Source organism: Bradyrhizobium sp. sBnM-33, from assembly GCF_032917945.1.
Classification (GTDB): domain Bacteria; phylum Pseudomonadota; class Alphaproteobacteria; order Rhizobiales; family Xanthobacteraceae; genus Bradyrhizobium.
On sequence record NZ_CP136624.1, the window covers coordinates 583,172 to 605,094 of the forward strand.

18 protein-coding genes are annotated in these 21,923 nt (G+C 62.4%); 9 read left to right on the top strand and 9 right to left on the bottom strand.

What is annotated here, in order from left to right; translation table 11 throughout:
• Positions 1-71: 71 nt before the first annotated feature.
• Entirely contained in the window at positions 72-1,064 is a 993-nt protein-coding gene (locus RX328_RS02750; protein WP_213251613.1) for a Bug family tripartite tricarboxylate transporter substrate binding protein, read from the top strand.
• A 48-nt stretch (positions 1,065-1,112) separates the two neighbouring features.
• On the opposite strand, the gene RX328_RS02755 is transcribed toward RX328_RS02750, so the two are convergent.
• On the bottom strand, positions 1,113-3,689 hold the full coding sequence (locus RX328_RS02755) for a VCBS domain-containing protein (RefSeq protein ID WP_249726388.1): 2,577 nt from the start codon (positions 3,687-3,689) through the stop codon (positions 1,113-1,115).
• A gap of 293 nt (positions 3,690-3,982) precedes the next feature.
• On the opposite strand from RX328_RS02755, the gene RX328_RS02760 reads away from it, so the two are divergent.
• Together RX328_RS02760 and RX328_RS02765 are read left to right on the top strand one after the other, a co-directional pair.
• Entirely contained in the window at positions 3,983-4,639 is a 657-nt protein-coding gene (locus RX328_RS02760) for a FecR domain-containing protein (RefSeq protein ID WP_213251615.1), read from the top strand.
• Positions 4,640-4,754: 115 nt separating this feature from the next.
• Positions 4,755-5,624: a tetratricopeptide repeat protein gene (locus tag RX328_RS02765; protein ID WP_213251616.1), complete on the top strand. Its 870-nt coding sequence runs from the start codon at positions 4,755-4,757 to the stop codon at positions 5,622-5,624.
• Positions 5,625-5,682: 58 nt separating this feature from the next.
• Here the strand turns inward: RX328_RS02765 and RX328_RS02770 are convergent, their stop codons facing one another.
• Positions 5,683-6,663 carry a tripartite tricarboxylate transporter substrate binding protein gene (locus RX328_RS02770; protein WP_312018009.1) on the bottom strand — a complete coding sequence of 327 codons (981 nt, stop codon included), beginning with the start codon at positions 6,661-6,663 and terminating at the stop codon, positions 5,683-5,685.
• Between the two features lie 267 nt (positions 6,664-6,930).
• Entirely contained in the window at positions 6,931-8,163 is a 1,233-nt protein-coding gene (locus RX328_RS02775; RefSeq protein WP_249726389.1) for a glycosyltransferase family 87 protein, read from the bottom strand.
• 507 nt (positions 8,164-8,670) lie between these two features.
• Here RX328_RS02775 and RX328_RS02780 point away from each other — a divergent pair.
• Positions 8,671-9,606: a S1C family serine protease gene (locus RX328_RS02780; protein WP_312018010.1), complete on the top strand. Its 936-nt coding sequence runs from the start codon at positions 8,671-8,673 to the stop codon at positions 9,604-9,606.
• A 205-nt stretch (positions 9,607-9,811) separates the two neighbouring features.
• Here the strand turns inward: RX328_RS02780 and RX328_RS02785 are convergent, their stop codons facing one another.
• On the bottom strand, positions 9,812-10,120 hold the full coding sequence (locus RX328_RS02785; RefSeq protein ID WP_213251617.1) for a hypothetical protein: 309 nt from the start codon (positions 10,118-10,120) through the stop codon (positions 9,812-9,814).
• A gap of 473 nt (positions 10,121-10,593) precedes the next feature.
• Between RX328_RS02785 and RX328_RS02790 the strand changes: the two genes are divergently transcribed.
• Entirely contained in the window at positions 10,594-10,863 is a 270-nt protein-coding gene (locus RX328_RS02790; protein WP_213251618.1) for a hypothetical protein, read from the top strand.
• A gap of 141 nt (positions 10,864-11,004) precedes the next feature.
• Here the strand turns inward: RX328_RS02790 and RX328_RS02795 are convergent, their stop codons facing one another.
• Both RX328_RS02795 and RX328_RS02800 read right to left on the bottom strand, forming a co-directional pair.
• Positions 11,005-11,598 carry a hypothetical protein gene (locus tag RX328_RS02795; RefSeq protein ID WP_247509057.1) on the bottom strand — a complete coding sequence of 198 codons (594 nt, stop codon included), beginning with the start codon at positions 11,596-11,598 and terminating at the stop codon, positions 11,005-11,007.
• Between the two features lie 84 nt (positions 11,599-11,682).
• Entirely contained in the window at positions 11,683-12,147 is a 465-nt protein-coding gene (locus tag RX328_RS02800; protein WP_213251619.1) for an Lrp/AsnC family transcriptional regulator, read from the bottom strand.
• Positions 12,148-12,307: 160 nt separating this feature from the next.
• Here RX328_RS02800 and RX328_RS02805 point away from each other — a divergent pair, with 160 nt between their 5' ends.
• Positions 12,308-13,321 carry a 1-aminocyclopropane-1-carboxylate deaminase gene (locus tag RX328_RS02805; RefSeq protein ID WP_213251620.1) on the top strand — a complete coding sequence of 338 codons (1,014 nt, stop codon included), beginning with the start codon at positions 12,308-12,310 and terminating at the stop codon, positions 13,319-13,321.
• Between the two features lie 9 nt (positions 13,322-13,330).
• Here the strand turns inward: RX328_RS02805 and recQ are convergent, their stop codons facing one another.
• Positions 13,331-15,193, bottom strand: coding sequence for a DNA helicase RecQ (recQ, locus tag RX328_RS02810; RefSeq protein ID WP_213251621.1), 1,863 nt, complete (start codon positions 15,191-15,193; stop codon positions 13,331-13,333).
• A gap of 242 nt (positions 15,194-15,435) precedes the next feature.
• Between recQ and RX328_RS02815 the strand changes: the two genes are divergently transcribed.
• From RX328_RS02815 to RX328_RS02825, 3 genes are read left to right on the top strand one after another with little or no spacing between them, the layout of a single operon-like run.
• On the top strand, positions 15,436-16,788 hold the full coding sequence (locus RX328_RS02815; RefSeq protein WP_213251622.1) for a cytochrome c: 1,353 nt from the start codon (positions 15,436-15,438) through the stop codon (positions 16,786-16,788).
• The gene (locus tag RX328_RS02820; protein ID WP_213251623.1) at positions 16,785-17,282 is read left to right on the top strand and encodes a (2Fe-2S)-binding protein; all 498 of its coding nucleotides are present in this window, start codon (positions 16,785-16,787) and stop codon (positions 17,280-17,282) included. Before RX328_RS02815 ends, RX328_RS02820 begins: the two co-directional genes overlap by 4 nt.
• Positions 17,279-19,504, top strand: a complete 2,226-nt coding sequence (locus RX328_RS02825) for a xanthine dehydrogenase family protein molybdopterin-binding subunit (protein ID WP_213251624.1) — start codon at positions 17,279-17,281, stop codon at positions 19,502-19,504. Before RX328_RS02820 ends, RX328_RS02825 begins: the two co-directional genes overlap by 4 nt.
• A gap of 6 nt (positions 19,505-19,510) precedes the next feature.
• Here RX328_RS02825 and RX328_RS02830 read toward each other — a convergent pair whose 3' ends face one another.
• Together RX328_RS02830 and RX328_RS02835 are read right to left on the bottom strand one after the other, a co-directional pair.
• Positions 19,511-20,887: a vWA domain-containing protein gene (locus RX328_RS02830; RefSeq protein WP_213251625.1), complete on the bottom strand. Its 1,377-nt coding sequence runs from the start codon at positions 20,885-20,887 to the stop codon at positions 19,511-19,513.
• 7 nt (positions 20,888-20,894) lie between these two features.
• Positions 20,895-21,842: an AAA family ATPase gene (locus RX328_RS02835; RefSeq protein ID WP_213251626.1), complete on the bottom strand. Its 948-nt coding sequence runs from the start codon at positions 21,840-21,842 to the stop codon at positions 20,895-20,897.
• Positions 21,843-21,923 lie beyond the last annotated feature (81 nt).

Genomic DNA, 21,923 nt, shown 5'->3' on the forward strand with positions numbered 1-21,923 from the left:
CTTCGCCAACGAGCTCACGTCCGCAACAATGCGGCATCACAACAAAAAGAATGAATTGGGAGGACGCCGTCGTGATCAATTTTCCCCTCAGAAGCGCAATCGTGGGACTTGGCCTGCTGATTGCGGCGCTCTCGCCGCAGGCGCACGCGCAATCGTCCACCAAGACGGTGACGCTGGTGGTGCCCTTTGCGGCCGGCGGCGGCACCGACACCGTCGCGCGCCTGATCGGCGAGCGGATGTCGCGCACGCTCGGTCAGACCGTCATTATCGAGAACGTGGTGGGAGGCGGCAGCACGCTGGCCAACGACCGCGTGGCCCGATCGGCGCCTGACGGCACCACGATCCTCATCAACCACGTCGCGCTGCTTGCGGCTCCCAGTCTGTTCACCAACCTGCGCTACGATACCAAAACGGCGTTTGAGGCAGTCGGTCTCGTCAACAACGCGCCGATGGTTCTGATTGGCCGCAAGTCGATCCCCGGCGCGGGACCGAAGGATTTTGTGGACTGGATCAGGGCGCAACGCGAAAAGGCGAACTTCGCGCATGGTGGCCTCGGGACCAACAGTCACTTGTGCGCCGTGATGATGGGCAATGTGCTCGGCTTCAAGCCGACGGTTGTGGCCTATCGCGGATCGGCGCCGGCGATCTCCGATCTGCTGGCGGGGCAGATTGATCTGTTATGGGATCAGGTCACCAACGCGTTGCCGCAGATTCAGGCCGGAACGCTGCACGGCATCGCCATCACCTCGCCGCAACGGCTCGAACAGTTGAAGGACGTGCCGACCACCGCTGAGCTTGGCATGCCCGAGGTCAGCTACTCGATGTGGCATGGGCTCTACGTCGCGAAGGGCACGCCCAAGGAGACCATAGCGGCGTTGAATTCGGCGCTCCGTGCAGCACTGGCCGACCCGACCCTGCTGGAGAAGCTGAAGCAGCTTGGAACATTGCCATTTCCCGAAAATGAGTTGACGCCCGAGGCGCACGCGCGCCTGTTCGCCAGCGACCTGACACGGGTGGCAAAGCTCGTTGAAAGCTCGGGTATCAAAGCGAGCGAAGCGAAGTAAGGCCGCCCCGCGATGCGGAATGGCTGCGCCGAAACCGGCGCAGCTCCATCACACGATCAGATCGTGCGGCGCGTGGGTAGTGACAGCGTTACCCGGCTGGTTCCAAACGAAACTGTCGGACCATTGTGCAGACAGCTCTGTCGTTTGATTCGCCTCTGAAATCGCGGGCGCTCCGCTGGGGGAGCTGATTGGCGCCGAGTTATCCCCTACAAGGTCGATGACGTCAGAAGTTTTGACGTCGGACATCTTGTCCTTGAAATAGAACGCGTCGTTGGTGCCGTTGATGGTGATTGTCACCACCTGTGCGGTGCCGTCGATGGTGGTCACCGTGAAGCAGTCGGTCAGCGTGTCGCAGTCGTTGAGCGCATGCACCTCGCAGTTGGCGTTGTCGAGCCTGTAGGTCCAGACGCCATCCTTCGTCATCGTGAAGCTGCCATAGCCGCCGTCGCTGGCTGTCGGGCAGTTGACCGCTGTGAACGTGTTGGGCGTATTGTCGACGTCGGTATCGGTGAGCGTGCCGGTTGCGATTGGCGTACCGTATGTGCAGGCGCCAGCTTCGGTGACTGAGCCGGTCGTTGCGCCACAAATGACAGCGGCGTCGTTGGCGCCGTTGACGGTGATCGTCACCACCTGCGGGGTGCCGTCGATGGTGGTCACCGTAAAGTAGTCGGTCAGCTTGTCGCAGACATTGAGAGCCTGCACTTTGCAGTTGGTATTATCGAGCGTGTAGGTCCAAACGCCATCCGCCGTCATGGTGAAGGTGCCAAAACCGCCATCGCTCGCTTTCGGCGAATCGATCGCCGTAAAGGTGTTGGGAGTGTTGTCGACGTCAGTGTCGGTAAGCGTGCCGGTCGCGGTTGGTTTGCAAGATACGGAATTGGCTTCGCCGCCAGCCTCGATAACCGAGCCGTCCTTGGTCCCGCAAATGATGGCGGCGTCGTTGGTGCCGTTGATAGTAACCGTCACCAGCTGCGCGGTGCCGTCCAGGGAGGTCACCTTGAAAGTGTCGGTCAGCTTGTCTCCGACGTTCAGTGCCTGTACCGCGCAGTTGCTGTTGTCGAGCTTGTAAGTCCACACGCCGTCCGCCGTCATCGCGAAGGTGCCATAGCCGGCATCGGTGGCCGTCGGGCAGCTGACGGCCGCAAAACCAGGCGCGTTGTCGACATCGGTAGCGATGAGTGTGCCGGTCGCTGTGGGCTTGTCGCAATGGGCGCCACTGTCCTCGGCCACGGAGCCCGTCGTGGCCCCGGAAATGACCGCCGCGTCGTTGGCGCCGTTGATGGTGACCGTGACCACCTGCGCGGTGCCGTCGATGGTGGTAACTGTGAAGGTGTCGGTCAGCGTGTCGCCTACATTGAGCGCCTGCACCGTGCTGTTAGCTTGGTCGATGGAATAGGCCCACACGCCAGCCGTCGTCATCGTGAAGGTACCGAAGCCGCGCGTGCTCGCGGTGGGAGTGCTAACCGCGGTGAAAGTATCGGGCGCATTGTCGACGTCGGCGCTGGTGAGCGTGCCAGTGGCGCTCGGCGTGCCGGGCGCAGTGTTGGCGAGGCCGCTGGCCTCGATCACGGTGCCGTTGGTAGCGCCGGAGATGATGGCCGCGTCGTTGGCGCCGTTGATGGCGATCGTGAAGGTTTGATTGGCCGAGAGCGTCCCGTCGGAAACGGTGATCGTGAAATCCGTGGTCGTGGGCTCAGTAAGCGCATTGATCGCGTCGTTATCCGGAACGAACGTATAGGCGCCGGTCGTGCTGTCGACGTAAAGCGTACCGTAGGGACCAGCATTCGATACATCGTATGTGACCCCGTCGATGACGGTGCTGCCCGCGGTTCCCCCGTCGATGCCGAAGGTGAGTGTCGCGCCGCTGTTCGGGCTGCTCGCAAGGAAAGCGCCGCTTGTCGCGGTGAAGACATCAAAGATCGGGGTGTCGATTTCGGTCGGCCCGGCCACGGCATTCAGTGTCGGTGGCGTCGGCTGCGGAGGCGGCAACTGGCCGATAATCATTTCCGGGACTGATGCGAGGATCACCGCGGGCAAGGCAGGCAGTTCCTGCGCCGGGGTAGAACCATCAATCTGAATGAAATTGATCGGCTGCACCGGCAGTCGCTCGAGGGGAGGGGGCGTGCTGGATCCCGTCGACCCCAGTCCCTTCTCGTAGGTGGCAAGCGCCTCCTGCTGGGCTGCCTGCAATTCGGCCATTCGAGCGGCGGAGTTCGTGCTCTGACTTACGCTGATGGTGGACCCCTGCGAGCGCAGGATGATGGTCTGTCCGGGATCGTCGACGAGGAAGCGTCGAGGGATCACCTCCTTGGTGACCAGCTCGAATGCGCCATGCTCGAGGTCCTTGTATGTGATGTTGCCGTCGTCCAGGAACGTGACATCAGGCTCCGCGGCCTTAGCCTCCTTCACAAGCGAGAAGGTCAGTGCTGTGAGCCACAGCATGCCGAACCGGCCGGCATGAGCCCTGCTTCGCGGATCGCCGACCGCGACTTGAGCGGCAGTGCGGGTCGCGCGCTTAAGGGTGCCGAAGCCGGCCGCGGTCTGAACGTTGCCGATAATTTGGGTAAGCGGAGCCGCCGCGGCCTTACGTTCGTCCCCAGTCTCGGCGTGGGACCCGACAAGCATGGCTTCAACCCCCGCCCCTCGTGCGAAATTTTCGTGGTCTGGCTTTGCCCAGTCCATGAGGTCAAAATATTCAGGTCAAAATAGCCTAGCGCGGCCAGCCGAAGGCTAGCCGCCAAGACCTCCAAGCTATCCCAATCGGGGGGCGTTAGGCTTTAGGCTCAAAAGGAGTAATCCTTTTGAGCGTGTGATAGAATAATGCCTTCCCCCGACATCGGGTCTAATGTCGCCTTGGCCGACGGTTCAAAGCAACCGTGAGCGCTCTCTCGGACAAGATCTTCTCAGGAAGGGGGATCATGTGCACGCATGCTATTGCTGCATTAGTAGCAGGCTTCGTTCTGGCGACAGCCGGGCTTCTTGCTGGGCCGGCTCACGCGCAACGCGATTCCGCCAGGCCCGCCGTTCAGGATCTAGCGTCAAAACCAATTGGAAAAATTGTTGTCGCCACGGGTTCGGTCACACTTGAACGCGCGAGTGCGACGGTCGTTCAGGTCAGCACCTCAGGTCAAGCCGGTCAGGCGAAGGTCGGTGATCTCGTCTATCAGGGCGATGCAGTTGCAACCGGCGCCGACGGCAGGGTCGGTATCAACTTCACGGATGGCACTTCCTTCAATCTGTCGAACAACGCGCGCATGGTTTTGAACGAGTTCGTGTACGATCCAAATAATACGTCCAACGCGTCCTTGTTCAATCTGACCAAGGGCACCTTCACCTTTGTCGCGGGCAAAGTCGCGAAGACCGGCGATATGAAGGTCGATACCCCGGTCGCGACCATGGGCGTTCGAGGCACCACGCCACGCGTCGAAATTTCGGATGACGGGACAGTCAGATTTTCTACTCTCATTGAAGAGGGCAAGAGCAGAGTCGCAAGAAAGCCGACGGCACCAGCGGCGCAGCAACCCGATCAAAAGGCTTTCCCGAAGTCAAATCTGAATATCTGTCGGGGGTGCTAGGCGCAGTCCGGCGCAAGCCGCTTCCGGTGCGAGAAATTCATCAGTCAACCAGTCCGGGCGTGCCGCCTTCAGGTCGAGGGGCCCATCCGCTAGTTCCAACATCGGAAGGCCTGATATGGAATTTAGTGCAAGCAAGCGCATCGTCCACGGCTTGGCGCCCGCTTTTGGCTTGCTGCTGCTCGGCTCACTCGCTGCGGCGCAGAGTCCCAAGAAGAGCGACTATCTCGAGAACATCGCGCTGTGCAACGGCTCGGAGCACACTTCGCTTGCAGCCCGGATCGGTGGTTGCACGGCGTTCATCGATTCCGGTCAAGGTACAAAGACCGCACTTGCTATTGCCTATAACAATCGTGGCAATGCCCATACGACAAACGGAGACGTTGACCGCGCCCTCCTCGATTTCGATCAATCGATCAAGCTTGATCCGACTTACGCCAGGCCATTCAATAACCGCGGCGCAGCTTACTTGAGGAAGGGCGAATACGACCTCGCCCTCCAAGCTCTTGACGAGGCGATCAGGCTGAAACCGAACTATGACCGAGCTTTCGTCAACCGTGCCGGTGTCTACCTCAAAAAGAACGAGTACGATCGCGCGGCGCGGGACTACGACGAGGCAATCCGCCTCGAGCCCAATCTGAAAGCCGCGTGGAGCGGGCGATGCTGGACCCGGGCTATCCTCGGCTCGTTACAGGCGGCGCTTGAGGACTGCAACAAGGTGCTTCAATCGTGGCCGAACGACGCCGCCACCCATGACTCGCGGGGGCTGATTCACCTGAAGATGGGACAAGCTGACGCGGCGATCGAGGATTTCAGTTCGGCGCTACGTGTAGATTCAAAGCTGGCGAGTGCGCTCTATGGGCGCGGGCTTGCCAGGCTTGCGAGCGGCGATAAGGCTGGCGGCGATACCGATATTTCCGCAGCAAAGGCGCTGCGGGCTGGAATCGATCAGGACTTCATGCGCTACGGCGTGCGTGACAGCAATTAGCCAGCGAGCCCGGCGCGGCAAACTCGTCATAAAACGATGCCGCGCCTGGGCTGCCGAGCTAATCCAGCTTCACGTTCGCTTCGGTCGCGACCTTGCGCCAGCGCTCGACTTCCGCGGACACCATTTTCGCGAAGGCAGGACCGGCGACATCAGGGACGTCGGAGCCGTTGCGCTCCCAGGCTTCCTTGATGGCCGAGGTCTGCATGGCCTTCTGCAACTCCTTGGCCATCTGCTCGACAATCGCCGGCGGCGTGTTCTTCGGTGCGAACAGGCCGTACCAGGTCGATACTTCATAGCCGGGAAGGCCTGCTTCCGCGGCGGTCGGAAGATCGGGGAACGCGGGCACGCGTTTCGGCGCAGCGACGGCCAGCGCCCGCAACTGTCCGGCCCTGATGGGCCCAGCCGACGAGCCAAGTCCGTCGAACACAACAGGCACGTGGCCGGCGATGAGATCCTGCATCGCGGGGCCGGCCCCACGATAGGGGACGTGCTGAAGGTTGGTCTTGGTCAGAATCTTGAACAGTTCGCCCGCGAGATGATGCGTGGTGCCGGCGCCCGCGGAGCCATAGTTCAGTTTGCCCGGATTGGCTTTGGCGTAAGCGATGAACTCGGCCAGCGTTTTGGCGGCAACCTTTTCCGGATTGACGACCACCACTTGCGGCGGCCGCGCGATCAGCGCCACCGCGATAAAATCCTTCTCGATGTTGTAGTCGAGGTTGGGATAGAGCGATGGGGCAATGGCGTGATGCGCCGCGCCCATGAAGAAGGTGTAGCCATCGGGCGCGGCCTTCGACGCTGCGGAAGCGCCGACGGTGCCGCCGGCGCCCGCGCGGTTCTCGATCAGCACGCGCTTGCCCAACTGGGCATCGAGCTGGGCCGCCAACGGGCGGGCAAAGGCATCGGTACCGCCGCCGGCCGCGAACGGCACGATGAAGGTGATCGGCTTCTCCGGCCATGATTGGGCTTGGGCCTGGCCGGCCACGGCGGATACCGCCGCCAGAACGGTAAACAGGGCGTACCGGACAACTCTTGACTTCACGGCATTCTCCTCCGGGTATTGCAAATTGGCATCCGCCCTCGGCGGCGCGATTGTCTTTACTTCCCTGATTCCGGCTTTATTCCGGAAACGGCAGGGCAGCGAGCCCACACCGTATGCAAGATGCCAGGCGCGATCCATCAAAATGAGCGGCAGGCCGGGCGAAAATGGGCGGCAGCCCTTGGGGCGTATAGGCGTTCCCATAGGCGCCGGCACGGTTCGTTTTCCCGTGCGGCCGCGCCGAAGGATACCAAAACCCCACCCTTGCCGCTATCGCGCCCGCGCCGGGACGGTCGAAACCCCGGGACGAAGCAGAAGCACCATCAGCAGCACGGGAATCAGCGGGGCGATCCTGCCGGCGGGGAACAGCAAAGGCGGGCTCAGCATCGGCATCAGCCAGGTCATGAATGCCAGCGTCCAGCACCACAGCGGCAGCGGAGCCTCTCGCGCCATCAGCCAGAACGCCGTCGCGATCACAAGCAGCGTCGCGTCATAGGGGCCGGAATGCGGAGCGGCGAGCACGGTCGCGGCCAGAAAAACCGCCGTCCTTTCCCGCGTCCCCAAACGCGATCGGAAGGCGATGACGACGGATGCCGCCGCGCCGAGCGTCGCAAGCAGTTGAATCCACGACGCCAGCCGCTCCGGCGCGCCCAGCAAGACCGCGCAGGTGTAGACGCTATGGCCCCACATGCGGCCATACTCGATCCACTTCGGATTCGGGCTGACGAGATTTTCAAGGATGACCGGAATCCAGCGCAGCCACAGCTCCCATCCGAAAATCAATCCGCTCGCGATCATCATGGCCAACGCGGACAGGCCTGCAGCCAGGAGCGCGCGCCACTGCCCGGCCGCGACGAGCGCGATCGGCACCAGGATGCAGAATTGGGGCTTGAACGTCAGCAGCCCCAGCACCAATCCGCCGAGATAGGGACGCTGTTCGAGAAGGCCAAAGCCGCCGACGATCAGGGCTGCGACCAAAAAGACGGCTTGACCGTTGATCGCATTGATGGCCGACGCCGGACACATCAGCGCGGCCAGCAGCAGAGCGCCTGACGGCAGGGTGTTTCCCGCACTCGCCCGCAGCGCGACGGCCAGCAGGGCGCCGGTCGCGATCTGAAACGCCACATAGGAGCCGAAGAATCCCAGCGGCGCGAACGGCAGCAGGATCAGCAGGAAGCTCGGCGGATAGGCCCATGGCCGGAATTCCAGCGGCTTGGAGAGCCAGCCTGCAAACGTCGTGTTGAGGAAGTCGGTGAAGCGATCGCCGTCGAAGATCAGTAGCGCGTTGCCGTCGAGAACCGAGCGGATCGCGCCGTAGAAGACCATCCAGTCGGTGCCAAGCGTGTTGTAATCAAGCCCGATCTTGCCCGGATATGGAATGGTCGTGAGGAGATTGAGCCAGAGGTAGAACGACATCGCCAGGGCGGGGATCAGCACCACCGCCGGCGGTCGCAGCGCAGCCGTCTGCTTGAAATCAACGCCAGGGTTGGCCAAGTCCATCATTTGACCTGCTAAGGGATTGAGTTGCCTGCCTACGGGCAGACATGAATCGGCTTCGATCTTACGCCGATCGAAATGCGGTGCCGAATGATCCGGCAAAGACCTTAATAAAGTGGACTTCGGCGGCTCGGCCGCCTGCGGCTGCAGCGCGCATAGAGCCGATAGCAACCAGGGCTTCCTCTCCCCCGGAGCGGAAACTTTGATCTTCCGCATTGGTCCAAATGGACTTCGGTTGCAAAGACCAATATGCTCGCCCGTGGAATGTGGGGAAGTGCGCTTATGACGTGCCGTGCTGCTGCGGTCGCAGCCTTGTTGTGTGCAATTTTTGCCAATTCGGATGCGCAGGCGCGCGGACCCTATGGTTCGATCAGCGTCGGCAACTGGCAGGGTGGGGCCTAGACCAACGACCAGACCGGATCCTTCTCGCACTGTGCGGCGGGCGCCCGCTACGCCAGCGGCGTCTATTTTCTCGTTATGATCGATCATAGTGGCGGGTGGAGCCTCGGCTTCATGCACGAACAATGGAGACTGACGACCGGGGAAGCCTTTCCGCTGACCCTGACATTCGATGGTCAGCAACCGTTCAACGTTCATGGCGTCCCGATTGCCGACAAGCTGGTTCGCGTGCCGATGCCGAACAACTCCGCGCTCATCAGCCAGTTCCGGCGGGCCAAGGCCATGACCGCCTATACGCAGGGGCAGCTCTTCCAGTTCAACCTCGACCAGACCGGCCAGCTATTACCGGTATTGGCGAATTGCTTCGCCAGGATCAGGCAATCGGAATTGGCCAGTGCCGGCGATTTTTCGGTCCTGTCCGCCGCCAAGCCGGTCGCCGCAGCGGCGGCGCCCGATGCTGCGGCCGGCAAGCCCGACAGGTTGTTCGACCAGACCGGCACCGGCTTTCTGGTGAGCACCAACGGACATCTCGTGACCAATGCGCATGTCGTGCACGGATGCGTCGGCGACATTCTGGGCAATCTGTCCGGCGAGGCGCCCGCCAAATTGCGCCTGGTGTCGAGCGACGAGACCAATGATCTGGCGCTGCTGCAGGTGACAGGCTCGTTCAAGGACGTCGCGAAAATCAGGGACAAGGCGATCCAGTCCGGCGACAGCGTGGTTGCGATCGGCTATCCCTTTCATGGATTGCTGACATCCGATTTCACGGTGACGACCGGGATCGTGAGCTCGCTCAGCGGCATCCTGAATGATACGCGTTTCCTGCAGATCAGTGCGGCCGTTCAACCCGGCAATAGCGGCGGGCCGCTATTGGCTGCAAGCGGCGACGTTGTCGGCGTGGTCGCGGCGAAACTGAATGCCATCAAGTTCACGAGGGCAACGGGCAACATTCCCGAGAACATCAATTTCACCATCAAGCCGGAGCCTTGCGGGATTTTCTCGATAACAGCGTGGTCCCGTATCAGATCTCGGACGCCAAGGCCGAATTGAAGACGGCCGAAATCGCCCGTAATGCGCGGGCGTTTACCTTTCTGATTTCGTGCAAGGCCAAGGCGAAGGAGAAAGAGACGGCAAAGAATTAGGTGCCGCGCCGCCGTTTTGCCCAGCCGGTCCTTCCGGATTTCACGATCGCGCGCCTGACGCCGCTCGGCCGAGCGCAGGTCTACATTGCGCCGGCCAATGATCTGGCAAAGAACTACCGCGAACTGCTACCGCGGCTATGGGCAGTCTGGGCGTTCCAGGCGCTCCAGCTCACGCTGGCAAGGCTTCGTTGGTCGGTCGCCAGCGGCCGCCGGGTCTGCCGCTCATAGGCGGCGATGATGTGCTGCGACTGCCGGATTTTCTGCTCAAGCTCGGCAATCGTCTTCTGGGTCTTGCCGGTTCTGCTCGATTGTGCGGACTCGCCCACCGTGAACCTGGCGGTCTCGATGCTCCTCAATGTCTCGCGAAGCTTCTTGAGCTGGGCGCGGTGCCACGCAATGGCGCTGTCACTATCTACCGGCATGCAAACCCTCCTGATTCGTGGCCGAATCTAGCACGCATGGGGCAAGTTGGGCCAAGGGGGGACCCGGCGGCGCATCGGGCCCACCGGTTTCGCGCAGGCCGAGAGGCGGCCGTTTCCCGATTTCGACCTCTTTTTGCCATCGAAGCGACCGCAGGCGAGCCTTCTAACAACAAACTTGCATGGCGATCTGTGATCAGCGCGGTCCCCTCTTATCGTCCTGGCGGCTGAATGCCGGCCCGGCGCAATGGAGCGTGCGATGAGCGAAGTTGAGTTCGATCGAATTGTCGATGCTGTGCGGAAGGAAATCGCGCTGGCACCGGCGGCGAATTTGTTGACGGAGTTGCGGGCCTCCGAGGGGCGAGCAAAGGCCATGGGCGACAAGCCAGCATCCCGGCGCCAAGCTTCCTTCGCCAGGATTCGCCGCATTGGCGAGGGGCGGAAGCGATACAGGTAAGGCGATATAGGGTGTCTTGATGGAACGATCAGTATTCGAAGTCGTGAAGGCGCCGCTGGGCTGGTCGGTGTTTGCCGACAACGTCAAGATTGGCGGCGTCTACGATTCGCGGGGCGCCGCCCTCGAGGCCGCCGTACTGGCCGCCTCCTATACCGTCAGCGACGGTGGCGGCGTCCAGATCAACGTGCCCGGCGCAGAGGAAGAGAAGCCGAGATGGGCCATAGCGTTCGACATTGCGAGTTCCATCCTCCCAGCGAGGAGCGGGCGCGAGCGAGGCAGTTCACGGTAAAGCCCGCGTGAAGGCAATCGCTCGACTTTGACGGATAGCCTCCACTGGGGAGGACTTTCAAACTAGCATGAGCTTGTCCGCGCAGTTGCGAGCTATGCGTGGATCGACACTGGCCGCCGTCGGTTTTCCGCCGGCGGCCTTTCATTTTACATCGTCGAACGGCGATACCGCGGGGCTGCCGACGCGCATGCGCTTGATGCGGCGCACCGCCATCGGCGCGCCGTCGGACTGATACTGCAGCTCGTATTTCTTGCCGTTCCGGTCGACGGCGGTGCAGGAGATAGAGGAAAGCTCAAGCGTCACGAAGTTTCCGACCTGCTTGCAGAGGCCAGCGGTCGATTCGACTGCCGGCACCGGCAGACCGTCGGCCTTCGGCCTGTCCTTGGTTTTCAACAGCATCCGGTCGATCGGCAATTCGTACAGATTGGCCTCCGGTCTCCGCCCGTTGTCGCCGGAAAACGTGATGATATGGCTGTCGTCGCTGGGGTCCTCGAGGGCGACGGTAAAATTCGCCCTGCCTTCCTCCGTCTGGAAGAACGCAACCGCGCGGCAGGCAAAATCGCGTCCCGCCACTTTAAGCGTGCTGCATTTGCCGGACATCATCGCAAAAATAACGGTATCGGGCTCTTGCCGGTGAAGTTCGTCCGAGGCAGAGGCCGGCATTGCAATGAAAATGGTGGCGAGAGCGAAAACCCGCCGGCAAATGTTCATGGTCATGCCCGGTTGATAGGACATGGCGCGCTGCCTGACCAGAGTCTCCGCAGGTTCCGGAAGAGCGCATCCGGGCAAGATGGGCCCGTCTTGCGGTGCCGAACACTATCAGAAATCGAGCGGCGCGTTGTCGACGACCTCCTTCATGACGAAGAAGGTCCGGGTCTGGCGGACGCCCGGCAGCGCAATCAACTGTTCGCCATGAATGCGGTTGAAATCCTCCATATCGCCGACGCGGATCTTGAGGAAATAGTCGAAATCGCCCGCCACCAGATGGCAGTCGAGCACGAATTTGAGTTGCGCGATCGCCCGCTCGAAGGCGGCAAAGCTTTCCGGCGTGGAGCGGTCGAGCACGACGCCGACCATGACGAGCGCACCCTTGCCGACTTTTCGTGGCGCCACCATCGCCCGGATCCCCGCTATGAACCCCTCGTCGAACAGGCGCTGGGTGCGGCGGTGACACGTTGCGGCACTGACACCGGCCGTTTCGGCCAGCTCGGCATTGGTCAGCCGGCCGCTATTTTGCAGCAAACGCAATATCTTAAGGTCGATACGGTCGAGTCTGCCGGGCATGAAAGAATGTTCCGAAATTGTGCAGAATGGTGGTAGATGGTGCATCACAATCCCCGAATGGTGCAATAACAACGCTAGCTGAGTTTCGATTTTGAAAGCACCTATCTGGAGCGCGGTGATAGGCATTCCCCGACATTCAGACCATCAACGGGGGATGACCATGTTGGAGAAATTCGAACGCTATCCGCTCACCTTCGGGCCTACGCACATCGAAAAGCTGGAGCGGCTCTCGAAGCATCTCGGCGGTCAGGTCGAACTCTACGCCAAGCGCGAGGACTGTAATTCGGGGCTCGCCTTCGGCGGCAACAAGCTGCGCAAGCTCGAATACATCATTCCCGACGCGATCGCCTCCAACGCGGACACGCTGGTCTCTATCGGTGGCGTGCAGTCCAACCACACCCGTATGGTTGCGGCGGTCGCAGCCAAGATCGGCATGAAATGCCGCCTGGTGCAGGAAAGCTGGGTGCCGCATGAGGACGCGGTCTATGACCGGGTCGGCAACATCCTGCTCAGCCGCGTGATGGGCGCGGACGTACGGCTGGTGGATGAAGGTTTCGACATTGGCATCCGCCAGAGCTGGGAAGAGGCGATTGCAGATGTGAAGGCGAAGGGCGGCAAGCCCTATGCGATTCCCGCCGGTGCCTCCGTGCACAAATATGGCGGGCTCGGCTATGTCGGGTTTGCCGAAGAGGTTCGCGCGCAGGAGAAAGAGCTTGGCTTTGCCTTCGATTACATCGTGGTCTGCACGGTCACCGGCTCGACCCATGCCGGCATGCTGGTCGGATTTGCCAAGGACGGCCGCGCCCGCAAGGTGATCGGCATCGACGCATCCTTCACCCCGGCGCAGACCAAGGCCCAGGTGCTCGAGATCGCCCGCAACACCGCAAATCTCGTCGAGTTGGGTCAGCAGATCGTCGAGGACGACGTCGTCCTGATCGAGGACTATGCCTATCCGGCCTATGGCGTTCCGTCGGAAGAAACCAAGCAGGCCATCCGGCTCTGCGCGCGGCTCGAAGGCATGATCACCGATCCCGTTTACGAGGGAAAATCGATGCAGGGCATGATCGACCTCGTGAACAAGGGCTATTTCCCGAAGGGATCGAAAGTGCTCTACGCCCATCTTGGCGGCGCGCCCGCGATCAACGGCTACGCTTACACCTTCCGCAACGGATGAGCTCGAGACTTACTTGTCCGCCGCTCGCACCACCGCTAGCAATTCGTCCCCGTAATGTTCGAGCTTCTTGTCGCCAATGCCGGGAATATCGCGAAGCGCGTTCAGCGTCGCCGGCCGTGCGGCGGCGATGCCGTCGAGCGTGGAATCATGCAGCACGACATAGGCCGGCACGCCTCGCTGGCGCGCGATCTCCGAGCGCCATGCGCGAAGCGCGGCCTGCAGGCCGGCATCGGCGGGCTTGGTTTCGGCGCGCGGCGCGAGATCGCCACGCCTTGATTTGGCGCGGCTGGCGCGAATGCGGGTGCCGGGCGCCGCCTCGCGCAGCATCACCTCGGTCTCGCCTTTGAGGACGCCGCGCGCGCTCTCCGTCAGCTTAAGTGCACCAAAGGCTTCGCTGTCCGCCTTGAGGTGACCCATCGCGACCAGTTGCCGGATCACGGCACGCCACTGCTTCTCGTTGAGATCACGGCCGATGCCGAACACGGACAGCTTGTCGTGCCCGAACTGCGTGACCTTCTCGGTTATGCGGCCGACGAGTACGTCAATCAGATGCATGGCGCCGAACCTCTGCCCGGTGCGGTAGGCACAGGACAACAGTTTTTGCGCAGCGACCTTGCCGTCGCGAAGCTGCGGCGGCGACAGGCAGTTGTCGCAATTGCCGCAATTGGTCGAGGTGACGGCCTCGCCGAAATAGCCGAGCAGGCGGCTGCGTCGGCAGCCGGCGGTTTCCGCCAGCGCGACCAGCGCGTCGAGCTTGCCGATCGAGATGCGCTTGAACGCATCGGAGCCGGTGGACTCGTCGATCATGCGGCGCTGCTGCACGATATCGGTCAGGCCATAGGCCATCCAGGCGCTGGACGGCTTGCCGTCGCGCCCGGCACGGCCGGTTTCCTGATAGTAGGCCTCGATGCTTTTCGGCAGATCGAGATGTGCGACGAAGCGTACGTCCGGCTTGTCGATGCCCATGCCGAACGCGATGGTGGCGACGATGACGATGCCGTCCTCGTTGATGAAACGATCCTGGTTGCGGGCACGAATGCCGGCGTCGAGACCGGCGTGATAGGGCAGGGCCGGAATGCCGGAGTTGCTCAGCGCTTCGGCGGTATCCTCGACCTTGGCGCGCGATAGGCAATAGACGATGCCGGCATCGCCGGCGTGACGCTCGGTAATGAATGCCTTGAGCTGGGCCGGCGCGTTCTGCTTCTCGACGATCTCGTAGCGGATGTTCGGGCGGTCGAAACTCGAGATGAAGTTCGGTGCGCCTGATAGCCCCAGCCGGGTCACGATCTCCTTGCGTGTCATCTCGTCGGCGGTTGCCGTCAGCGCAATGCGTGGCACGTCGGGAAAGCGCTCCGCCAGTACGGAGAGGCCGATATATTCGGGGCGGAAATCGTGCCCCCATTGCGACACGCAATGCGCCTCGTCGATCGCAAACAGCGCGATATTCGCTTGGCCGAGCAGGGAAAGGCAGCGCGGCGTCAACAGCCGTTCCGGCGCGACATAGAGCAGGTCGAGGTCGCCGGCCAATAGCCGCCGCTCGACTTCCGACGCCTCGTCGAATGACAGCGTCGAGTTCAGCACGGCCGCGTTGACGCCGGCCTCCAGAAGCCCCGCGACCTGGTCGCGCATCAGCGCGATCAGCGGCGACACCACGATGCCGCAGCCCTCGCGCAACAACGACGGCAACTGGTAGCACAGCGACTTGCCGCCGCCGGTCGGCATCAGCACCAGGCAATTGCCGCCGTCGGTCACGTGCCGGACGATTTCTTCCTGTGCGCCGCGGAAGGCGGGCAGGCCGAACACGGAATTCAGGACAGACAGCGCATCGGGGACATTGCCGGATTCAGGGCGCCGGGCTGCGGGAGCAGGCATGGGAGTGAGGTCGTCCGGTTGAAGGCGTGTGGCGCCAGGCTTTTGGGGGAGCTACCGAAAATTGAACGGATCCAATAGGCCAAAAACATCGTGGCAAGTCTATGCCTGATTTGATGTTCCCGTGGCGTGTTCAGCAATGGCAGCAAGGGGTCAACTGCCGGTGATCGGCGCGTCCGGGGCGAACGACGGAGGGAGATTTGTGTTAGAAGGCAACCCAAGTAACAAAAATCCGAGACGAGAGCATGCGGGTATCGGCGCGGATCATCGCGGGTATCGTTGCCGCCTTGCTGATCGCTGCCGCCGTCGCGGCCTTTGCAATTGCGTGGCGCCCGCAAATCGCGGCAATCGATCCTCCCGACCCGCAATCCTTCGATATTGATCTCGTCAAGCGAGGCCGCGACCTGGCGGCGATTGGCAATTGCAGCGATTGCCATACGCCGCGCGGGGCTAAGAACTTTGCCGGCGGCCTGCCGGTGCCGACCCCGTTCGGCACAATCTATTCCACCAACATCACGCCGGAGCCGGAGACGGGAATCGGCCGATGGTCGGAAGCGGCATTCCGCCGCGCGATGCGGTCCGGCGTCAACCGTGAAGGCCAGCACCTTTATCCGACATTCCCATACGACCACTTCACCAACGTCAGCGATGAGGACGACCGGGCGCTCTATGCCTTCCTGATGACGCGGCAGCCGGTTCGCGCAGCAGCACGCGAAAACCAGCTTTCTTTCCCGTTCAACCAGCGGCTCGCCATCGCGGGATGGAAATTGCTTTTCCTTCGCCACGACACCTATCGGCCTGATCCGAAGCAGAGCGCCGAGTGGAACCGCGGTGCCTATCTGGTCGAAGGGCTCGCCCATTGCGGCGCCTGCCATACGCCACGAAATGCGCTGGGCGCGGAGCGCGTCAGCGCACGGTTTGCCGGCGGCGATGTCGATGACTGGCACGCCTATGCGATCAACGACCAGTCCCGCTCACCCGTGCCCTGGACCGCCGATGCATTGTTCACCTATTTGCGTGAAGGCTGGCATCCCGATCATGGCACTGCGCGCGGACCGATGGCGAAGGTGGTCAGCAACCTGTCCTCGGTGCCGGCAAGCGACGTCCGCGCCATCGCGATCTATATGGCCAGCGTTTCCGGTACACCGACGTCTGGCCGCACGGGACCAAGCGAGGCTGCCTTGGCGCGCGGCAAAGCGGCTTCGCAGGCAAACCCCGTTGGCGCGTCGATTTACACTGCCGCCTGCGCGTCATGCCACGAGAGCGGCAGGCCGCTTCCTTATGGCGGAGTCGATCTCGGCCTCAGCACCGCGATCTCAAGCCCCGATCCGCGCAATCTCGCCAACATCGTGCTGTCAGGCATTGACGCGGTGGAAGGCGAGCGCAGCCCGATCATGCCGGGCTTTGCCGCCAGCATGAACGATGATCAGGCTTCGGCCTTGCTGAACTATTTGCGGGCGCGGTTCAGCAACCAGCCGGCATGGACCGATATCAAAAAGACCATCGCAGAAGCACGACGCACGCAGACCGTATTTCTTCAGACATCGCCCGCGCCGCGTAACGCGCCTGCCGACCCTCAGCAGCGAGAAAAGCCATGATGACATTGAAGGTCAACGGCCGCGAGCATCAGGTCGACGCAGAGCCGGATACGCCGCTGCTCTACGTGCTGCGCGACGACCTCAAGCTCAATGCCGCCAAGTTCGGCTGCGGGTTAGGACAATGCGGCTCGTGCACGGTAATCGTGGACGGCAAGGCGGTGCTGTCCTGCGTCGTGCCGATGGTGCTGCTCGAAGGCAAGCAGGTAACGACGCTTGAGGGTCTTGGCACGATCGCCGAGCCCGCGCCGATCCAGCGGGCGTTCATGGAACAGCAGGCAGCACAATGCGGCTATTGCATCCCGGGAATGATGATGCGGGCGCAGGCCTTGCTGCAGAAGAATTCGAAGCCGACTGACGAGCAGATTCGCGCCGAGCTCGAACCGCATCTCTGCCGCTGTGGCACCCATATGCGGATCCTGCGTGCGGTGCACCGCGCGGCGCGGCTGATGGACACGGCGGAAGCGTCACCGGCAGCGAACGGGAGCGCCCGATGAGTGCCGCCGTCATTATCGATCGCCGGCGCGTATTGGCAGGCGGCGGCGCGCTGATCGTCAGCTTCTCGCTCGGCAACGCCTTGGCACAGCAACAAGGCGCGCCGCCTGCCGCACCGAGCCCGCCCGGCAGCTTGAAAGCATCGCCCTATCTCGACGCGTGGATCCGCATCGATGCTAGTGGCGTCGAGGTGTTCACCGGCAAGGCCGAACTCGGCCAGGGCTTCAAGACGGCTTTTCAGCAGATTGCGGCTGAGGAGCTCGATGTTGCCTTTGAATCCCTCAAGGTGACGACGGCGGACACGCGTCTGACCGCGAACGAAGGCTATACAGCCGGCAGCAACTCCATGAAGGACAGCGGCACCGCAATCCAGAACGCGGCGGCACAGGTTCGCGCGCTGCTGATTGCAGAAGCGGCGCGGCGGCTTGATCTGCCGGCCGAGAACCTGCGCACGGCAGACGGCGCGGTGATCGCGCCGGATGGCAAGCGCCTGTCGTATGGTGAACTCGTCGCAGGCGAGATGTTGCATGTTCAGGCACAGCCGACGTCCAAATTGAAGGACCCGGCGACATTCAAGGTGATCGGCCGGCCTGTGCCGCGCGTCGACATCCCTGCCAAGGTGACCGGAGGGACGGCCTATGTTCAAGACATGCGGCTGCCCGGGATGGTGCATGCCCGCGTCGTGCGGCCGCCGAGCTACGGCGCGCAACTGACCGAATGCGATACCGCCGCCGTCGAGAAACTGCCCGGCGTCGTCAAGGTCGTGCGTGACGGCAATTTCCTGGCCGTGGTCGCAGAAAAGGAATTCCAGTCGATCAAGGCGATGAACGCGCTTGCCGCTGCCGCCAAATGGAAGGAAACCGCAAGCCTGCCGAAACAGGATGATCTGCTTAACGTGTTGACCAGCCTGCCTTCGCAGGCCACGACGATCTTCGAGCGCAGCAATGCTCCCGCGGCGGTCCACAAGACCATCGAGGCGACCTATACGCGGCCATATCAGGCGCATGGATCGATCGGGCCGTCCTGCGCTGTCGCACAATTCGTCGACGGCGCGATGACGGTGTGGACGCATACGCAAGGCGTCTTCCCCGATCGCCAAGCCATCGCCGAAATGCTGCGTATGCCGCCGGCCAGCGTTCGCCTGATCCATGTCGAAGGCTCGGGCTGCTATGGCCACAACGGCGCTGACGATGCCGCGGCCGACGCCGCGTTGATCGCCCGTGCATTACCCGGCCGACCCGTTCGCGTGCACTGGACGCGCGAACAGGAACATGCCTGGGAGCCGTTCGGCCCGGCCATGGTGACGAAGCTCAAGGCCTCACTTGACGGCAATGGCAAAATTGCCGACTGGAATTTCGATGTCTGGAGCAATACGCATTCGATGCGGCCGGGCGGCGCTGGATCGTTGCTGGCGGCGCAGCACATGGCGCAGCCGTTTGCCGTGCCGGCTCCCAGGCCGTTGCCGCTGCCGGAAGGCGGCGGTGATCGCAACGCAATCCCGTTCTACAATTTCCCCAATGCGCGCGTGGTGCATCACTTCATTCCCGCGATGCCGTTGCGGATTTCGGCGATGCGGGCGCTCGGCGCCTACCACAATGTGTTCTCGATCGAGAGCTTTGTCGACGAGCTTGCCATTCTCGCCGGCGCCGATCCGGTCGAGTTCAGATTGAAACATCTCGACGATCAGCGCGGCCGCGACGTGGTCGAAAAGGCCGCGCAAGCGTTCGGATGGAAGCCTGATCAGAAGCCGCCGCCGGATCACGGCTACGGCTTTGCCTTTGCGCGGTACAAGAATCTGGCGGCCTATTGCGCCGTCGCTTCCGAAGTGGAGGTGAACCGCGAGACCGGCCGCCCGCGCCTGGTGCGTGCGGTGGCAGCGGTCGATAGCGGGCAGGTGGTCAATCCGGACGGATTGATCAACCAGATCGAAGGCGCAATCGTGCAGTCGATGAGCTGGACGCTGTATGAGAGCGTTACGTTCGACGACACCAGGATCACCAGCATCGACTGGCAGACCTATCCGATCCTGCGTTTCAGTTCAGCGCCCGAAAGCATCGAGGTTCATATCATCGACCGGCCGGGGCAGCCGTTCCTCGGCAGCGGCGAAACCGGGCAGGGCCCGGCGGCGGCCTCGATTGCAAACGCCATCGCCAACGCGACCGGAAAGCGACTGCGCAATTTGCCGCTGACGCGCAAGCGCATCAAGGAAGCGATCGATGCGTGAAGGCGGCTATTGATAGCTCGCCACGATGTCGGACACCGCGCGTTCAAGCTGCTTGGCGGTGGCGCATTGGCGGACGACGGTGCAGAAGGTCGCATAGCGCGGCATTTCCGAATCGCCCCAGCCCCAGGCCATGCGGCCCTCCGGATTGAGCCAGACCAGCCGCTTCGACCGCTCGGCAATGCGGCGCAGAATGTCCGCACGAGGGTCGAGGTTGTTGCTGCGGGCGTCGCCAAGCACGATCACGGTGGTCTGCGGCGTGATCGCGCTCATCCACTCGTCTTCAAAGTTGGCGAAGGAATTGCCGTAGTCCGACGAACCAAAGCCGACGTTGGACATGATGTCGGCCATCGCCTCTTCCGGCGATTTTGACTCCAGGATGTCGCTGACCTCGATCAGGTGGCCGGAAAATGCGAACGAGCGGACATCGTCCACGACCTCATGCAGGCTGTGGATCAACAGCAAAAAGAAATCCGAAACCCGCGCCACCGAGCCCGAAACGTCGCAGAGTGCGACGATCTTCGGCTTGTCGCGGTGCCGCCGCTTCCACGCGGTGAGAAACGGCACGCCGCCCCAGGCGGCGTTGCGGCGGATGGTGCGGCGGACGTCGAGATGGCCGCGGCGCTGGCGCTTGCGCGGTTTGCTGTAGCGCTCGCGCAGGCGGCGCGCGATCTGGCGGATCAGATGCCGCATCTGCTCGACCTGCCGCGGCTCGATCCGGGACAGCGGCGCGTTGCGCAGGATCTCATTGCGCAAATTCTCAGCTTCCTCGCGCCCGTACAGCATCAGCGCCTGCGAGACGGTGTCACGAACCGTGCCGCGCAGGCCGTCCAGCGCGTTGGTCAGCCGCTCCGCCAGTGCCGGGTTGGTCGCCGCGAGATTGTCGAGATCGTCGCGCAGGCGCTGAATGCCCATCTGGTCGAGAATGCGGCCGGAGAAGATGCCGCGCTGGGTGAAATAACGGATGTCGGACAGCGAAGCGGCGCTCGCCGCGTTGGCGATTGCCGCGGAAATCTGGTTGCGGTCCTGCGCCAGCAGCATCTGGGCGAGCGAACCCAGCCCTTCGGCTTGCTCGTCGCCGCCGGTGGCGTCACCTGGTGAATCGGATGTCGCGTTGGAGCCCTGCGCATCCGGCTCGTTCGCCTTGCCCTCTTCGGGCGGCGATTGCGGCTCGGGCTGATCGAAGAACAGATCAAAGCAATCGCCGAGCGCTTTCTTCTCGTCCTGCGTCTTGGCGAGTGTCAGCAGAAACGTGTCACGCAGGATCGTTCGGTCAGTAAAGCCGACCTTGGAGACGGCCCGCATCGCGTCGATGCTTTCCGCCGGCGAGAGCCTGACGCCTGCGCCCCGCGCCGCACGAAAGAAGCGATGCAGGTTCTCGCGCATTAGTCCGTCACCCGAAGACGTTTTGACGCGAGGCCTTGGCGATGAAGGTGGAGACCTGCGGCATGGTGGCCTCGATATCGGCCTCGTATTTCAGGAGAACGTTCAGCGTATCCTTGACCATCTCGTGGCCGAGCTCGGGCGCCTGCAGCAGCACCAGCACCCGTGCCCAATCGATGGTTTCGCTGACCGACGGCAGCTTCTTCAGGTCCAGCGTACGGACTTCGTGGATGAAGCTTACCATCTGCCGGCGCAGTGTCTGCGAAATACCGGGCACCCGGCTCTCGACGATCCGCTCTTCCAGCTTCTGCTCGGGGAAGCCGATATGCAGATGCAGGCAGCGCCGTTTCAGCGCGTCGCCGAGATCGCGCTCGCTGTTTGAGGTCAGGATTACGGTCGGCGGCGCGACTGCGACCACCGTTCCGAGTTCCGGAATCGTGACTTGGAAATCGCTGAGAATTTCCAGCAGCAGCGATTCAAATTCGGCGTCGGATTTATCGATTTCGTCGATCAGCAATACGCAGCCAGCGGGCTGCTCCAGCGCCTGCAGCAATGGCCGCGGTTCAACGAATTCCTTGGAGAAGAACACGTCGCCGAAATCGTGAAGCTGGTTCAGCGCCGCTTCCAGCGTCGGCGCGCCGCCGAGCACTTCGCCGAGCTTGTCCTTCAGAATCTGCGTGTAGAGAAGCTGCTTGGCGTATTTCCACTCGTAGAGCGCTTTCGCCTCGTCGAGTCCCTCATAGCACTGCAGGCGGATCATCTTCATGCCGCGCCATGCAGCGATCGCTTTGGCCAGCTCGGTCTTGCCGACGCCGGCAGGACCTTCGACCAGAATGGGCTTTTCGATCTGCTGCGCCAGGTAGACCGCGGTCGCGATCTGGCGGCTCGCAATATAGCCTTGCGCCGCAAGACCGCTTTCCACTGCCTCGATCGAGGCCAAAGGCCGATTTTCAGCCACGGGGTTTCAACTCCGAATTCGGTAGATTTCGGAATGTTCTGCCTGCGTTCCCGGCAAAGAACAAGCGCCGTTTGGACATAA

Bases quoted from the DNA above. Each gene is read 5' to 3' on its own strand.
- RX328_RS02755 (WP_249726388.1), bottom strand. From the start codon at position 3,689: ATGCTTGTCGGGTCCCACGCCGAGACTGGGGACGAACGTAAGGCCGCG.
- RX328_RS02800 (WP_213251619.1), bottom strand. From the start codon at position 12,147: ATGCCCGGCAGACTCGACCGTATCGACCTTAAGATATTGCGTTTGCTG.
- RX328_RS02765 (WP_213251616.1), top strand. From the start codon at position 4,755: ATGGAATTTAGTGCAAGCAAGCGCATCGTCCACGGCTTGGCGCCCGCT.
- RX328_RS02775 (WP_249726389.1), bottom strand. From the start codon at position 8,163: ATGATGGACTTGGCCAACCCTGGCGTTGATTTCAAGCAGACGGCTGCG.
- RX328_RS02815 (WP_213251622.1), top strand. From the start codon at position 15,436: ATGCGGGTATCGGCGCGGATCATCGCGGGTATCGTTGCCGCCTTGCTG.
- recQ (WP_213251621.1), bottom strand. From the start codon at position 15,193: ATGCCTGCTCCCGCAGCCCGGCGCCCTGAATCCGGCAATGTCCCCGAT.
- RX328_RS02820 (WP_213251623.1), top strand. From the start codon at position 16,785: ATGATGACATTGAAGGTCAACGGCCGCGAGCATCAGGTCGACGCAGAG.
- RX328_RS02805 (WP_213251620.1), top strand. From the start codon at position 12,308: ATGTTGGAGAAATTCGAACGCTATCCGCTCACCTTCGGGCCTACGCAC.
- RX328_RS02790 (WP_213251618.1), top strand. From the start codon at position 10,594: ATGGAACGATCAGTATTCGAAGTCGTGAAGGCGCCGCTGGGCTGGTCG.
- RX328_RS02780 (WP_312018010.1), top strand. From the start codon at position 8,671: ATGCACGAACAATGGAGACTGACGACCGGGGAAGCCTTTCCGCTGACC.
- RX328_RS02785 (WP_213251617.1), bottom strand. From the start codon at position 10,120: ATGCCGGTAGATAGTGACAGCGCCATTGCGTGGCACCGCGCCCAGCTC.
- RX328_RS02825 (WP_213251624.1), top strand. From the start codon at position 17,279: ATGAGTGCCGCCGTCATTATCGATCGCCGGCGCGTATTGGCAGGCGGC.
- RX328_RS02760 (WP_213251615.1), top strand. From the start codon at position 3,983: ATGTGCACGCATGCTATTGCTGCATTAGTAGCAGGCTTCGTTCTGGCG.
- RX328_RS02795 (WP_247509057.1), bottom strand. From the start codon at position 11,598: ATGTCCTATCAACCGGGCATGACCATGAACATTTGCCGGCGGGTTTTC.
- RX328_RS02830 (WP_213251625.1), bottom strand. From the start codon at position 20,887: ATGCGCGAGAACCTGCATCGCTTCTTTCGTGCGGCGCGGGGCGCAGGC.